We start from the raw sequence: 13,594 nt of genomic DNA on the forward strand, positions 1-13,594 counted from the left end.
TAGTGGCCGGCGCGGCGCAATGGCGGGCCATGTCGCTCTTCGCCTCCGCCTGCGATGCCGCCTATGCGCTGGCCCGCCCGATCGTCCACGCCACCGATGGCGAGGCCGCGCACAATCTGACGCTCGCCGCGCTCCAGCCGTTGCCGCGCGCGCGGCGCGCGCTGACCAGCCCGGCGCTCGCGACCGAATTCGCGGGTCTGTCCTTCCCCAATCCGGTCGGGCTCGCACCCGGCTTCGACAAGGATGCGCGCGTCGCGCACGCGATGCCGCATTTCGGTTTCGGCTTCGTCGAGGTCGGGACGCTGACCCCGCTGCCGCAGGCGGGCAATCCGCGCCCGCGCCTGTTCCGGCTGGTCGAGGACGGCGCGATCATCAACCGCATGGGCTTCAACAACGGTGGGCAGGCGGCGGCGGCCGGGCGGATCGCCTGCCTGCGCCGCCATGGCCTGCCGGTGCCGCTCGGCATCAACATCGGCGCGAACAAGGATAGCGTCGATCGCATCGCCGACTATGCGAAGGGCACCGCGGCGATGGCGCCGCTCGCCGATTATCTGACCGTCAACATCAGCTCGCCGAACACGCCGGGGCTGCGCGCCCTGCAGGACAAGGGCGCGCTCGAGGCGCTGCTCGACGGCGTCGCCGCGGCGCAGCCCGCAGGGGCAGCGAAGCCCGTCTTCCTGAAGGTCGCGCCCGATCTGGAGCCCGCCGACATCGACGATATCGTCGCGGTGGCGCTCGACAAGCGGCTCGCTGCGGTGATCGTGTCGAACACGACGATCACGCGCCCGCCGCTCGCGTCGCGCCACGCGGGCGAGGCCGGTGGGCTGTCGGGCGCGCCGCTCGCCGAACTGGCGCTTCGGCGCGTCCGGGATTTCCGCACCGCAAGCGGCGGCAGGCTGCCGCTGATCGCCGCGGGCGGCATCGCGTCGCCCGAACAGGCGTGGGAGCGCATCCGCGCGGGCGCCAGCCTCGTCCAGCTCTATTCGGCGATGGTCTATGAAGGGCCGGGCCTTGCCGGCCGCATCGCACGCGGACTGGAAACGCTCGCCGCGCGCGACGGCTTCGTGCGGGTGGCCGACGCGGTGGGAGCGGGCGGCTAGGCGAAGACCCGTGCCAAGGAAGAAGAGGTCGGGGTTGCGCTGGCCCAAGGGCCGCGCCAATGTCGCGCGCATGATCAAACGACTCCTCGCCGCGCTCAGCCTCTTCGTCCTTGCCGTTCCCTCCCTCGCCGTCGCGCAGGGCGTGACCTCGTCCGCCGACCCGCGCGCGACCGAGGCGGGGCGCGCGATCCTCGCCGACGGCGGTTCGGCCGCCGATGCGGCGATGGCGATGATGCTCGTCCTGACCCTCGTCGAGCCGCAGTCGAGCGGGGTCGGCGGCGGCGGGCTGCTCGTCTATCACGACGCCGCGAGCGACAGCATCGCGACGATCGACGGCCGCGAAACCGCGCCCGCGGCGGCGAAGCCCGACCGCTTCCTGGGGCCCGACGGCAAGCCGCGCCCGTTCATGGAGGTGGTGCCGGGCGGCCTGTCGGTCGGCGTGCCCGGCAACGTCCGCCTGATGGAGATGGCGCACGGGAAATGGGGCAAGCTCGAATGGAAGGCGCTGTTCCAGCCCGCGATCAGGCTGGCGGAGGAGGGGTATCAGGTGACGCCGGTCCTCCACAACTGGCTGGTCCGGTTCGATGAGCTGTGGAAGGATTTCCCCGCCGCGCGCGCGATCTATTATATCGACGGCAAGCCCGCACCGGTCGGCGCGACGATCCGCAACCCCGCCTATGCCGCGCTGCTCCGCGACATGGCGGCGCGCGGTCCCGATGCCTTCTATACCGGCGCCAATGCCCGCGCGATCAGCGCGGCGGTCGCCGGATCGAAGCGTAACCCGGCGCAGATCTCCGCGAAGGACCTCGCCGCCTATCGGGCGAAGGACCGGCCGGCGGTGTGCACCACCTACCGCGTCTACAAGGTCTGCGGCATGGGGCCGCCCTCGTCGGGGGCGACCACCGTCTTCGGCATCCTCGGCCTGCTCGAAGGTTGGGACATGAAGGCGATGGGCAAGGACAACCCGATGAGCTGGCACCTGCTGGCGGAGGCGATGCAGCTTGCCTATGCCGATCGCGCCAAATATCTGGGCGACGGCGATTTCGTTTCGGTGCCCGTCGCCGGGCTGCTCGACAAGGCGTATCTGGCCGGGCGGCGCCAACTCATCTCGCCCTTCGGCGCGGCGGGCCGTTATGAAGCGGGCAACCCGCCGGGGGCCGAACCGCGCACCACTTCGGGGCCGGTCGCCGAACATGGCACGACGCATTTCGTCGTCGTCGACCGCGCCGGCGACGTCGCCTCGATGACCTCGACGGTAGAGAGCATTTTCGGCAGCCACCTCAACGTCAACGGCTATTTCCTCAACAACGAGCTGACCGATTTCGACCACAGCCCGGTGCAGGGTGGCGCGCCCGCAGCCAATCGGGTGCAGGCGGGCAAGCGGCCGCTGTCGTCGATGTCGCCGACGATCGTCTATGGTCCCGACGGCAAGGTCGTGCTCGCGGTCGGCTCGGCGGGGGGCAAGCGCATCATCATGCACGTGACCAAGACGCTGATCGGTGTGCTCGATTGGGGCCTGTCGGCCGAGGATGCGATCGCGCTGCCGAACCTGTTCTTCGGCCAGCAGGGCGTGCTGATCGAAGACGATGCGGCGGGCAAGGCGATCGCCGCGAAGATGCAGCCCTTCGGCTATGCCTTCACGCCGACCGAACTGGGGTCGAAACTCAACGCGGCGCAGCGCGTCGACGGCGTCTGGCACGGCGCCGCCGATCCGCGCGGCCCCGGATCGGCGTCGGTCGACGGCTCGCCGCCGCAGGGGTGATGCGCCGGCTTTCCGGTCGGCACGATGACGAACGATCCAACCTCTCTGGGAGAGTAGAGGAATGAAGCTGGAAAACCCCCATCTCGACCATTTCCCCAGTCTCGTCGCGATGTTCTTCGACCGCGCCGAGCGGGGCGGCGAGACGCCTTTCCTGTGGCGCAAGGCCGATCGCGCTTGGCAGCCGCTGTCGTGGCGGCAGGTCGCGAACCAGGTCGCCGCACTGGCATATAATCTGCGCCGGCTGGGGCTGCGCGACGGCGACCGCGTTGTGCTGGTCAGCGAGAATCGCCCCGAATTCTGCATCGCCGACCTCGCCATCATGGCGGCGGGGTGCATCACCGTGCCGACCTACACCACCAATACCGAGCGCGACCACCAGCATATCCTCGACAACAGCGGCGCCAGCGCGGTGATCGTCTCCACCGCCAAACTCGCGCGGACGCTGATGCCCGCGGTGCTGCGCTCGAACGTGCGGCTGGTCATCAGCATGGAAAGCCTGCGCGTCGGCCAGCAGGGCAATGTCGCGATCCACGACTGGGACCCGCTGGTCACGGGGGGCGAGGCGCATCTGGACGAGGCAAAGGCGCGGGGCCTGGCGATGACGCGCGACGACACCGCTTGCCTCATCTACACCAGCGGCACCGGCGGCGCGCCGCGCGGCGTGATGCAGCATCATGGCGCGATCCTGCACAATGCGGCGGGCGCGGCCGAAGTGCTGGTCAATGATTTCGGCATCGGCGACGAGGAGGTGTTCCTGTCCTTCCTGCCGCTCAGCCATGCCTATGAGCATTCGGGCGGACAGTTCCTGCCGATCATGGTCGGCGCGCAGATCTATTACAGCGAGGGGCTCGAAAAGCTCGTCTCGAACATCGAGGAGACGCGGCCGACGATCATGGTCGTCGTCCCGCGCCTGTTCGAGGTGATCCGCGCGCGGATGATCAAGGCGGTCGAAAAGCAGGGCAAGCTGGCGAACTGGATGCTGAGCCAGGCGCTGCGCGTCGGCGAAAAGGATTATGAGCGGCGCATGGGCGTGCTCGACCGTCCGGTCGACCTGCTGCTCAACAAGCTGTTCCGCCCGAAGATCCAGAAGCGTTTCGGCGGCCGGATGAAGGCACTGGTGTCGGGCGGCGCGCCGCTGAACCCCGAAATCGGCGTTTTCTTCCATTCGATCGGCCTGACCCTGCTGCAAGGCTATGGCCAGACCGAGGCGGGGCCGGTGATCAGCTGCAACCGCCCTGCGGCGGGGCTGAAGATGGATACGGTCGGCCCGCCGCTGATGAATACCGAGGTGCGGATCGCCGACGACGGCGAAATCTGCGTGCGCGGCGAACTGGTCATGAAGGGCTATTGGCGCAACCCGGCCGAGACCGAGCGCGTGCTGGTTCCCGATCCGGCCGAGCCCGACAAGGGGCCGTGGCTGCACACCGGCGACATCGGCCATATCGACGAGGCGGGCCGCATCGTCATCACCGACCGCAAGAAGGACCTGATCGTCAACGACAAGGGCGACAATGTGTCGCCGCAGCGCGTCGAGGGAATGCTGACGCTCCAGCCCGAGATATTGCAGGCGATGGTCTATGGCGACAAGCGCCCGCACCTGGTCGGCCTGCTGGTTCCCGATCCCGAATGGATGGATGAATGGGCCGAGGCGGAAGGGCTGCCGAAAGACCTGAAGCTGCTGCGCGAGCACGAGAAATTCCGCGCCGCGATCCGCGCCGCGGTCGACCGGGTCAACGCCCAGCTCTCGGTGATCGAGAAGGTGCGCAAGTTCGACTTCGCCGACGAACCCTTCACGATCGAGAATGAACAGATGACGCCGTCGATGAAGATCCGCCGCCACGTGCTGAAGCAAGTCTATGCCGACAAGATCGCGGCGCTGTATCGGGGGTGATGCCCGTGGCGTGACCGTCTTTGAACGAAGCAGGCCGTGTCCCCGCGCAGGCGGATCGGAAAGAGTCCATGGTCTGCGGGGATCCGGGTTCGGCTTCCTTCCGTTACCCTGAACTCGTTTGGCGTATATATCCTTCGGACGGAACGGGGCACATTATGGCACGGTGCTTCGGACTCTGATGACTTTGGATTGACCACGTCATTGCGAGCGGAGCGAAGCAATCCAGGGCGGTTTATGCATGCTCTGGATTGCCGCGCGGCTTCGCCGCTCGCAAGGACGAGTCCGTCTCATGTCGTCATGGTCTAACGAAAAGCATGGCTTTTCATCGGAGCAGGCGGGGCTGCGACCCGAGAGCTCGGCGCAAACCGAACCCCGCCTGCGGCCGGGCCTTTCGGCTCAGCCTTCGTCCCCCGCCGGTTTGCGATAGGGGATGAAATCGCCGAAGACGCACGTCGGTCCACGGATGCCGCTGCCGCGGTCGACCAGGTGGAAGAAATCGCCGCTGCACGTCTGGGTGCCGAACTGGCGCACCACCATTATGTCGCTGTCGCGCGCGAGGCCGGGGCAGCGGCCTTTCAGGTCGTTGCGATAGACGATGCGACTTCCCTGCCGATAGAGTAATATGTCGTCCGACACGCGGATCGTATCGGCGCTCGCATAGTGCGGCAGGCACCGGACCGGCTCGCCCGCGACCTTGCCGGCCAGATATTTGTCGAGCGTCCGGCTCTGTTTCGGGGTCAGCGCCGCGGCGCCGGCATCGGCACTGCCGGCGGGGGCGCAACTCGCGATCAGCGGCATCGCGCCGATCAGCGCCGCCGCATATACCGGATTCAGCCTGGCCATGATCGGACTCCTTGCGTTTGGCACGATGCGCCGGGGAGGATGAATGCGCGCTGAAGCCGCCGCATCACGCGGCATCCTTGAGCGCGCGGATGCGCCCGAGCTCGGCGGCGGTGGGCGCGCGCAGGAAGGGGTTTGTCGCGCGTTCCGCGCCGATGCTCGTCGGCACCGTCGGCTCGCCGGCGGCGCGCGCCGCCTCGACCGCGGCAAGGCGGTCCGCGAGCGCCCGGTTGTCGGGGTCGACCGTCACCGCGAAGCGCGCGTTCGACAGCGTATATTCGTGCGCGCAATAGACGCGCGTCGCGTCGTCGAGCGTCGCGAGCCGCTGCATGTTGGCGAACATCTGTTCGGCCGTTCCCTCGAACAGCCGGCCGCACCCCATCGCGAACAGCGTGTCGCCGACGAAGATCGCGGCGTCGTCGGCGAAATGATAGGCGATATGGCCCGCCGTATGCGCGGGCACGTCCCAGACGTCGGCAACATGCGATCCCAGCCGCACCCGGTCGCCGTCCTTCACCAGCCGGTCGGCGGTCGGGATGCGTTCGCGCTCGGCGGCGGGGGCGATGATCTCGCAGCCCGTCTTCGCCTTGATATCGGCGTTGCCGCCGGTGTGGTCGGGGTGCCAGTGGGTGTTCCAGATCGCGGTGATCGGCCAGCCGCGCCGGTCGGCTTCGGCCAGCACCGGATCGGCGACCGACGGGTCGACCACCATCGTCTCGAAGCTTTCGGGATCGTGGACCAACCAGACATAATTGTCGCTGAGGACGGGGATGCGGACGATGTCGAGCGCAGCCATGCTCTTTTCTCCTTCGCGGTCCGGCCTCTTGCCCTGATGACGGAGCGGGCGGCCGCCGGCCTTGGCGTCAGCGCGATTGTGGCGGGTGCGATCCGCTTCCGTCAAGCCGCGCGAGCGCTTCGCTGGCGAGCCGCTCGGTCAGGGCACGGGCGGTGCCGGCGCGGCCCAGCGGTGCCGCCTGTCCCGCCCACAGCGGCGAGAAATCGCCGCCGCCCTGCGCTTCGTTCGTCTTGCGCAGCGGTGCGAGCGCGGCGGACGCATGGGGGAAGGGCGGCGCGGCGTCGGCCATCGGCCCCAGTTCCGCGACCAGCCGGTTGCGCATGCCGCGCGCGACGCCGCCCGAAAACAGGTTGGTGAGCAGCGTCGCCTCGGCTTCCGGTCCGTTCAGCGCGCGGCGGTGCGCGGCGCCGATCGGCGCCTCTTCGGTGAACAGGTAGGCGGTGCCGATCTGCACCCCCGCGGCGCCGAGCATCAGCGCGGCGGCAACCCCGCGCGCGTCGGCGATGCCGCCCGCCGCGATGACCGGGCAGGCGACGGCGTCGACGACCTGCGGCACCAGCGCCATCGTCCCGATCTGACTGTCCGGTTCTTCGCCCAGGAACCAGCCGCGATGACCGCCCGCTTCATAACCCATGGCGATGATCGCGTCGCAGCCGCGCGCCGCGAGGTGCCACGCCTCGGCAACGGTGGTCGCGCTCGACACGATCGCGATGCCGGCGGCGCGCAGCGGCGCGAGCAGCGCCTCGTCGGGCAGGCCGTAATGGAAGCTGGCGACCGCGGGCTTCGCCGCGACCGCCGCTTCGCCCATCGCGGCGTCGAACGGCGCGCGCAGCGGCGGTGGGGGACCGGCGTCGGCGATGCCATATTCGGCATAATAGGGCGCCAGCGCTGCCTGCCATGCCGCGGTGTCGGGCGCGGGCGGCAGGCGGTGGCAGAAGAAGTTGAGGTTGAGCGGCGCGTCGCTCCGCTCGCGGATCGCCGCCACCGCCGCGGCGACGCCATCGGGGGTCAGCATGCCGCACGGCAGCGAGCCGAGCGCACCCCCGGCCATCGCGCCGATGATCATGTCGGTCGACGTCGCGCCCGCCATCGGCGCCTGGACGATCGGATGCCGCGTCCCGAACAGCCCGGTCAACCGGCGATCGGGCCAGCCGGGCATCCTACCAGCTTCCGACGTTCGGCGTCGACGCCCAGGGTTCCTGCGGCGGCAGATGGCCGTCCTGCAGCAGCTCGACCGAAATGCCGTCGGGCGAGCGCACGAACGCCATATGCCCGTCGCGCGGCGGACGGTTGATCGTCACTCCCGCGTCCATCAGCCGCTGGCACGTCGCATAGATGTCGTCGACGCGATAGGCGAGGTGGCCGAAGTTGCGGCCGCCCGTATAGGTTTCGGGGGCGCTGCCGTCCTCGGGCGGCCAGTTGTGCGTCAGCTCGACCTCGGCGATCCCCGCCTGTCCCGGCGCGGCGAGGAAGATCAGCGTGAAGCGACCCTGCTCGCTGTCGAAGCGGCGCACTTCCTCGAGCCCGATCAGCTTGAAGAAGGCGATGGTGGCGTCGGGGTCGGTGACCCGGATCATCGTGTGGAGATATTGAACCATGAAACCTGTCTAGGATCAGGACCCTAGGCGCGCAACGCCCGTCCTTCAAACGCTTCGAACAACGCCAGGAACGCCTCCGGCACCGGCGAAGCCGCCCCGCGCGCCTCGGCGACGTGGACGTTGACGATCCGCCCGGCGGCGCGCAGCTCGTCCTTGCCCTTGCCGTGCAGCTCGAACAGGAAGGTCAGCGAACTGCGCCCGGCGCGCTCGGCGCGGACGCAGATGTCGATCTCTTCGTCGAGCAGGATCGGCGCCTTGTAATCGACCTCCGCGCGCGCGACGTGGAATTCGGGGCTGCTGTGATCCGGCCAGCGGTCATAGACGCCCGCCGCGCGCCAATATTCGGTGACGCCGATGTCGAAATATTCGAGATAGCGGCTGTTGAACACCACCGCCTGCGCATCGATCTCCGCATAGCGGACGCGCTTGGTGACGTGAAAACGAAAGTCGCTGCGGGCCATGGTTGTCCTTCAGGCTGGATGGGCCGCGAATCGCGCGACCGTGTCGATGAGCAGGGTTATGTCGCCGTCGCGCGACAGCCGGTGGTCGCCGCCCTTGACGAGCGTCACCTGCACGTCGTCGCTCGCCAGCGCCGCGGCGAGGCGCAGGCTGATGTCGGGCGGGACGTCGCCGTCCTCCTGCCCGTGGAGCAGACGGACCGGGCAGGCGAGGGGGATCGTGCCATCCAGCAGCCGGTTCGCTTCGCCCGATTCGAAGAGGGCGCGCGTCGTTACATAGGGCTGGTCGCCGTAGGGCGTATCCTCGATCAGCGCGCCCTCTGTGCGGATGATCGCCTTTTCGGCGTCGCTGAAACCCCATTCAGTGAAATCGGGCGCCGCGGCGATGCCGACGAGGCCCGCGACGCGCTGCGGCCCGTCGCGCTGCGTCAGCGCGAGCGCGGTCAGCACCATCAGCCAGCCGCCCATCGACGATCCGACGAGCAGCACGCGTCCTTCGACCTTCGCGTCGATCAGGTCGAGCACGTCGCCGCGCCAGTCGAGCAGCGTCTGTTCGGCGAACTGACCTTCGGACAATCCGCATCCCGCATAATCGAGCAGCAGGCAGGCGCGCCCTTCCGCCGCCGCCCAGGCGAGCAGCGCCGTTGCCTTGCCGCCCGCCATGTCGGACATATAGCCGGGCAGGAAGACGATCGTCGGTCCCGCGCCAGCGACATGGCGATAGGCGAGGCGCGGTCGCCCCGGCCGATCGAGCCAGGCGGGCGCCGCGGCCGTGCCGGAAACGGGGAGGGGAGGGAGCTGTTGTCTCTCCATGGACGGGGCGGTTCCTGTTCTGGCAGCGGCGGATCGAATACCGAGACCCGCTGCCCCTAGCCCGCGTGCAGGGGGCCTGCAAGCTCTCCGCCCCGCTGCCCCCGGAAGCCGCCGATTTATCCGCGGCGATGGCGGAACCGCCAGTTGAGGCCGTGCGCGCTCGCGAGACTCAGCGCGCCGAGCGAGGTGAGCAGCCGGTCGGCGGTCTCGGGATCGCCAAGCGCGATCCATTGCTCGTGCGCCGCCAGCCCCAGCGCCAGCAGCAACAAGCCCGCCGCTGCCGGTATCGCGGGCAGCCATCGGCGATGGTGCCGCCAGCCGCCGGCCATCGCGACCCACGCCGCGGGCAGCGCCAGCAGCAGCACCGCGGCATGAAAGCCTTCGGGCAGGCCGAGCCACGGCGCGAGCGCCGGCGCCAGCAGCAAGAGCAGCGGCAGCAACAGGCAATGGACGAGGCAGCCGAACGAGAGGGTGATTCCCGCAAGGTCGGCGACGCGGGAACGGGGGACGGGAATGCGCATGGGGCGAATCCTTCGCGGTGGCGATGCGTGCCGCCTCCATAATGATACATTGTATCATTGCAACCCCGATTGCGAATCCGCCCCTTGCCGCCCCTATCGCATGCTGGCAAAGGGGCGCAGTTTCCCTCGCCAGAAAGGCCGATTTCCCAATGCCCGAGATGATCCGCGTCACCCTTCCCGATGGCTCTGCCCGAGAAGTCGCGCGCGGCACGACCCCGGCGCAGATCGCGGCGGACATCGGCCCCGGGCTCGCGAAGGCCGCACTTGCCGCGCGTGTCGACGGCGAGGTGCGCGACATCATGCGCCCGCTGGAGGCCGATAGCAGTCTCGCGCTCATCACCAGCCGCGACGAGGCCGACGCGCTCGAACTCGTACGCCACGACTATGCGCATATCCTGGCCGAGGCGGTGCAGGCGCTGTGGCCGGGGACGCAGATCACCTTCGGCCCCGCGACCGACGACGGCTTCTACTATGACGTGAAGGCGCCCGACAGCCGCGAACCCTTCTCGATGGACGACCTGCCCGCGATCGAGGAGAAGATGCGCGAGATCATCCGCGCCGACAAGCCGCTGCGCCGCGAGGTCTGGAGCCGCGACGCCCTGATCGCCAAGTGGGAAAAGGACGGCGAGGTCTTCAAGGCCGAATGGGCGAAAGAGCTGCCCGAGGGCGAGGATCTGACCGTCTATTGGTCGGGCCCCCCTCATCAACCCGGCTCCTGGCTCGACATGTGCCGCGGCCCGCACCTCGCGAGCACGGGCAAGGTCGATCCGCAGGCGTTCAAGCTGATGCGGGTGGCGGGCGCCTATTGGCGCGGCGATCAGCGCAATGCACAGCTGACGCGCATCTACGGCACCGGCTGGCTGAGCAAGAAGCAGCTCGACGCGCATCTCCACAAGCTGGAGGAAGCCGCGAAGCGCGACCATCGCCGGCTGGCGCAGGAGATGGACCTGTTCCACCTTCAGCAGGAAGCGCACGGCAGCGTCTTCTGGCACCCCAAGGGCTATATCGTCTGGCGCGAGCTCGAGGCCTATATGCGCCGCGCGATCGACGGCGCGGGCTACAAGGAGGTCAAGACCCCGCAGGTGATGGACGCGCGCCAGTGGGAGCAGTCGGGCCATTGGGGCAAGTATCGCGAGAATATGTTCGTCATCCCCGACGAGGTGCCGAACACCGAGGACGAGGGCCCGCTCGTCTCCGACGCCGCCGAATGGATGGCGCTCAAGCCGATGAACTGTCCGGCGCACGTCCTGATCTTTCGCCAGGGGATCAAGTCCTATCGCGACCTGCCGCTGCGCATCTACGAGAACGGCTGCTGCCACCGCAACGAGCCGCACGGCGCGCTCCACGGGCTGATGCGCGTGCGCCAGTTCACGCAGGACGACGCGCATATCTTCTGCCGCGAGGACCAGATCATCGACGAGGTGCAGAGCTTCTGCCAGCTCGCCGACCGCATCTACAAGGATTTCGGTTTCTCCTATGCGATCAAGCTCGCGCTGCGGCCCGACAATCGCTTCGGCAGCGATGAGATCTGGGACGTCGCAGAGGCCGAATTGCGCGACGCGGTGGTGCGCGCGGGGCTCGCGACCGACGACTATGGCTGGGGGGAACTGCCGGGCGAGGGGGCTTTCTATGCGCCCAAGCTCGAATGGCACCTGACCGACGCGATCGGGCGGACGTGGCAGGTCGGCACGATCCAGTCCGACCGCGTGCTGCCCGAGCGGCTCGACGCCAGCTATATTGGCGAGGACGGCGAGCGGCACCGGCCGATCATGCTGCACCGCGCGATCTTCGGCAGCTACGAGCGCTTCATCGGCATATTGATCGAACATTATGCCGGCCGCTTCCCGACCTGGCTCGCGCCCGTGCAGGCCGTGGTCGCGACGATCGTTAGCGACGCCGACGATTATGCCACGGGCGCCGCGGCGCAGCTTGCGGCCGCGGGCATCCGCGTCGAGACCGATCTGCGCAACGAGAAGATCAACTACAAGGTCCGCGAGCACAGCCTGGCGAAGGTTCCCTACCTCCTCGTCGTCGGCAAGCGCGAGGCCGAGGAAGGGACCGTCGCGATCCGCACCCTCGGCCAGGACGGCCAGCGCATCCTGCCGCTTGCAGAGGCGATCGCGATGCTGAAGGACGAGGCGACGCCGCCGGACCTGCGGCCCGCTTGACGGGCCTCGACGATCTGGTCGGCCTCGCGCCGCTGACGATCGCGGGGGCGGCGGCGATGACGTTCGGCGCCGCCTATGTGCGCGGACTCACCGGTTTCGGCATGGCGATCATCCTCGTGCCGCTGCTCGGCCTGATCATCGCGCCGGCACAGGCGGTGACGCTGGGCATCCTGCTGCAACTGCTGATCGGTCCGGTCGGGCTGGGGCCGATCATCCACGATTCGGACCGCGCAAGCGCGATTCCGATCGCGCTGATCGCGGTGGTCACGACGCCGCTGGGGATGCTGGCGCTGAAAGGCGTGACGCCCGATGTCGCGCGGCTGCTCATCACCAGTGTCGCGGTGGGCGCCTTCGTCGCGGTACTGCTGCCCAAACAGCCCGAGGGACACCAGCCGGGTCGGCTCGCAATCGGGGGCACCGGGTTCGCCGCTGGGATATTGACGGGTTTTGCGGCGATGCCGGGGCCTCCGGTCGTTCCTTTCTATTACCGTCGTCCCCTCGAACCGCGCGTGGCACGGGCGTCGATGCTGCTGATCTTCTTTGCGACCGCCATCGCCGGGACGCTCGCGTCGATGTGGGTCGGGCTGGCGACGTGGCGGCTGTTCCTGCTGGCCGTGCTGCTGTTCCTGCCGATGTGGCTGGGCAACCGCCTCGGCGGCCGCCACTTCGGCCGCGTGGCGCCGCATGTCTGGCAGGCGATGGTGGCGGTCGTGCTGGGCGTTGCCGCCGTTTCCGCCGTGGTGCGGCTGCTGAACTGACCGTTTCAGCGGGAGAATAGTTTTCTTGACATAAAAATAGTTTCGAACTATTCTGGCTACGAAATGGAGTGACGATCATGGGAAAATATCGGCCACTTGCCGATTTCCTGGCGACGGTTCCGGATGATAGCTGGGACGCGACCTTCGCCGAAATCGAAAGGATTCTTCGCTTCAAGCTTCCTCCGAGCGCGCACCAGCACCGTGCATGGTGGGCTAACCAGTTTCGCGGCCATCATAGCCAGGCGAAGGCGTGGATCGATGCCGGATGGGAAACGCGCGAAATCGACCAGCAACGCGGACGGGTCCGCTTCGAACGGGTGAGAAACCATAGCCGCGCTGGGCGCGCTGTCGCGGATGACGACCTGTGGGACCAAGCCGCGCGGATCAGTGGCATTCGCGACCGCAAGGCGCTCGAACGCGCGGCGGTGTCTGCGCTGCTTCAGCGCGAAGCCGGCCGGGCGCTGGCGCTGATGGGGGGAACGATGCCCGATGCGGCTGCGCCGCCGCGCGAACGACCCTCTGTATGATATTAGTCGATACGTCGGTCTGGATCGATCATCTGCGCCGCGCCAATGCAGCGCTTGCCCTTGCCCTGTCCGAGGGGGAGGTATGCCAGCATCCATTCGTCACCGCCGAATTGGCGCTGGGATCGCTTGCGGAGCGGGCGAGATTCATCGCGATGCTGGCCTACCTTCCTCCGATGCCCGTCGTCGATCATAGTCGCCTGCTCGCATTCATTTCCGATCACCGCCTGTTCGGTACCGGATTGGGCATGGTCGATGCTCATCTGCTGGCATCGGTTGCCGGCGAATCGGGCGTGCGGCTATGGACCCTCGACAAGCGGCTGTTCGACCACGCCAAGCGTCTTGGGTGCTCGTATCGCCCGTGA

14 protein-coding genes are annotated in these 13,594 nt (G+C 68.3%); 7 read left to right on the forward strand and 7 right to left on the reverse strand.

From position 1 onward, the window contains the following. The first annotated feature begins 29 nt into the window (after positions 1-29). The 3 genes from AC2S9W_RS08395 (at position 30) to AC2S9W_RS08405 (ending at position 4,753) form a co-directional block, all read left to right on the forward strand. Positions 30-1,100, forward strand: coding sequence for a quinone-dependent dihydroorotate dehydrogenase (locus tag AC2S9W_RS08395; RefSeq protein WP_486571884.1), 1,071 nt, complete (start codon positions 30-32; stop codon positions 1,098-1,100). Between the two features lie 70 nt (positions 1,101-1,170). Beyond that, complete coding sequence (gene ggt / locus AC2S9W_RS08400) at positions 1,171-2,862, forward strand: gamma-glutamyltransferase (RefSeq protein WP_486571885.1); 1,692 nt, start codon at positions 1,171-1,173, stop codon at positions 2,860-2,862. 61 nt (positions 2,863-2,923) lie between these two features. Next, entirely contained in the window at positions 2,924-4,753 is a 1,830-nt protein-coding gene (locus AC2S9W_RS08405) for an AMP-dependent synthetase/ligase (RefSeq protein ID WP_486571886.1), read from the forward strand. Positions 4,754-5,149: 396 nt separating this feature from the next. On the opposite strand, the gene AC2S9W_RS08410 is transcribed toward AC2S9W_RS08405, so the two are convergent. The 7 genes from AC2S9W_RS08410 to AC2S9W_RS08440 form a co-directional block, all read right to left on the reverse strand. Continuing rightward, complete coding sequence (locus AC2S9W_RS08410) at positions 5,150-5,596, reverse strand: hypothetical protein (RefSeq protein ID WP_234002586.1); 447 nt, start codon at positions 5,594-5,596, stop codon at positions 5,150-5,152. 64 nt (positions 5,597-5,660) lie between these two features. After that, complete coding sequence (gloB, locus tag AC2S9W_RS08415; protein WP_067181927.1) at positions 5,661-6,389, reverse strand: hydroxyacylglutathione hydrolase; 729 nt, start codon at positions 6,387-6,389, stop codon at positions 5,661-5,663. A gap of 67 nt (positions 6,390-6,456) precedes the next feature. Further along, a complete protein-coding gene (locus AC2S9W_RS08420) occupies positions 6,457-7,548 on the reverse strand; it encodes an NAD(P)H-dependent flavin oxidoreductase (protein WP_486571887.1) in 1,092 nt (363 codons plus the stop codon). 1 nt (position 7,549) lies between these two features. Further along, entirely contained in the window at positions 7,550-7,987 is a 438-nt protein-coding gene (locus AC2S9W_RS08425) for a VOC family protein (protein WP_486571888.1), read from the reverse strand. Between the two features lie 23 nt (positions 7,988-8,010). Further along, positions 8,011-8,448 (reverse strand): acyl-CoA thioesterase, encoded by a 438-nt coding sequence (locus AC2S9W_RS08430; protein WP_076074478.1) that lies wholly within the window; start codon positions 8,446-8,448, stop codon positions 8,011-8,013. A gap of 9 nt (positions 8,449-8,457) precedes the next feature. Continuing rightward, on the reverse strand, positions 8,458-9,258 hold the full coding sequence (locus tag AC2S9W_RS08435; RefSeq protein WP_486571889.1) for an alpha/beta fold hydrolase: 801 nt from the start codon (positions 9,256-9,258) through the stop codon (positions 8,458-8,460). Positions 9,259-9,374: 116 nt separating this feature from the next. Further along, on the reverse strand, positions 9,375-9,779 hold the full coding sequence (locus AC2S9W_RS08440) for a MerC family mercury resistance protein (protein ID WP_486571890.1): 405 nt from the start codon (positions 9,777-9,779) through the stop codon (positions 9,375-9,377). A 149-nt stretch (positions 9,780-9,928) separates the two neighbouring features. Here AC2S9W_RS08440 and thrS point away from each other — a divergent pair, with 149 nt between their 5' ends. The 4 genes from thrS (at position 9,929) to AC2S9W_RS08460 (ending at position 13,594) form a co-directional block, all read left to right on the forward strand. Beyond that, positions 9,929-11,947, forward strand: a complete 2,019-nt coding sequence (gene thrS / locus AC2S9W_RS08445) for a threonine--tRNA ligase (protein WP_486571891.1) — start codon at positions 9,929-9,931, stop codon at positions 11,945-11,947. Further along, positions 11,944-12,705: a sulfite exporter TauE/SafE family protein gene (locus tag AC2S9W_RS08450; RefSeq protein WP_067110498.1), complete on the forward strand. Its 762-nt coding sequence runs from the start codon at positions 11,944-11,946 to the stop codon at positions 12,703-12,705. The genes thrS and AC2S9W_RS08450 overlap by 4 nt, the downstream gene beginning before the upstream one ends. 77 nt (positions 12,706-12,782) lie before the next feature. Beyond that, positions 12,783-13,232 (forward strand): DUF7662 domain-containing protein, encoded by a 450-nt coding sequence (locus tag AC2S9W_RS08455; protein WP_424539174.1) that lies wholly within the window; start codon positions 12,783-12,785, stop codon positions 13,230-13,232. Next, on the forward strand, positions 13,229-13,594 hold the full coding sequence (locus AC2S9W_RS08460; protein ID WP_486571892.1) for a type II toxin-antitoxin system VapC family toxin: 366 nt from the start codon (positions 13,229-13,231) through the stop codon (positions 13,592-13,594). The genes AC2S9W_RS08455 and AC2S9W_RS08460 overlap by 4 nt, the downstream gene beginning before the upstream one ends.

Source organism: Sphingopyxis sp. 550B, assembly GCF_057401805.1.

Bases quoted from the DNA above. Each gene is read 5' to 3' on its own strand.
- AC2S9W_RS08440 (WP_486571890.1), bottom strand. From the start codon at position 9,779: ATGCGCATTCCCGTCCCCCGTTCCCGCGTCGCCGACCTTGCGGGAATC.
- AC2S9W_RS08425 (WP_486571888.1), bottom strand. From the start codon at position 7,987: ATGGTTCAATATCTCCACACGATGATCCGGGTCACCGACCCCGACGCC.
- AC2S9W_RS08420 (WP_486571887.1), bottom strand. From the start codon at position 7,548: ATGCCCGGCTGGCCCGATCGCCGGTTGACCGGGCTGTTCGGGACGCGG.
- ggt (WP_486571885.1), top strand. From the start codon at position 1,171: ATGATCAAACGACTCCTCGCCGCGCTCAGCCTCTTCGTCCTTGCCGTT.
- AC2S9W_RS08435 (WP_486571889.1), bottom strand. From the start codon at position 9,258: ATGGAGAGACAACAGCTCCCTCCCCTCCCCGTTTCCGGCACGGCCGCG.
- AC2S9W_RS08430 (WP_076074478.1), bottom strand. From the start codon at position 8,448: ATGGCCCGCAGCGACTTTCGTTTTCACGTCACCAAGCGCGTCCGCTAT.
- AC2S9W_RS08460 (WP_486571892.1), top strand. From the start codon at position 13,229: ATGATATTAGTCGATACGTCGGTCTGGATCGATCATCTGCGCCGCGCC.
- AC2S9W_RS08405 (WP_486571886.1), top strand. From the start codon at position 2,924: ATGAAGCTGGAAAACCCCCATCTCGACCATTTCCCCAGTCTCGTCGCG.
- thrS (WP_486571891.1), top strand. From the start codon at position 9,929: ATGCCCGAGATGATCCGCGTCACCCTTCCCGATGGCTCTGCCCGAGAA.
- AC2S9W_RS08455 (WP_424539174.1), top strand. From the start codon at position 12,783: ATGGGAAAATATCGGCCACTTGCCGATTTCCTGGCGACGGTTCCGGAT.
- AC2S9W_RS08410 (WP_234002586.1), bottom strand. From the start codon at position 5,596: ATGGCCAGGCTGAATCCGGTATATGCGGCGGCGCTGATCGGCGCGATG.
- AC2S9W_RS08395 (WP_486571884.1), top strand. From the start codon at position 30: ATGTCGCTCTTCGCCTCCGCCTGCGATGCCGCCTATGCGCTGGCCCGC.
- gloB (WP_067181927.1), bottom strand. From the start codon at position 6,389: ATGGCTGCGCTCGACATCGTCCGCATCCCCGTCCTCAGCGACAATTAT.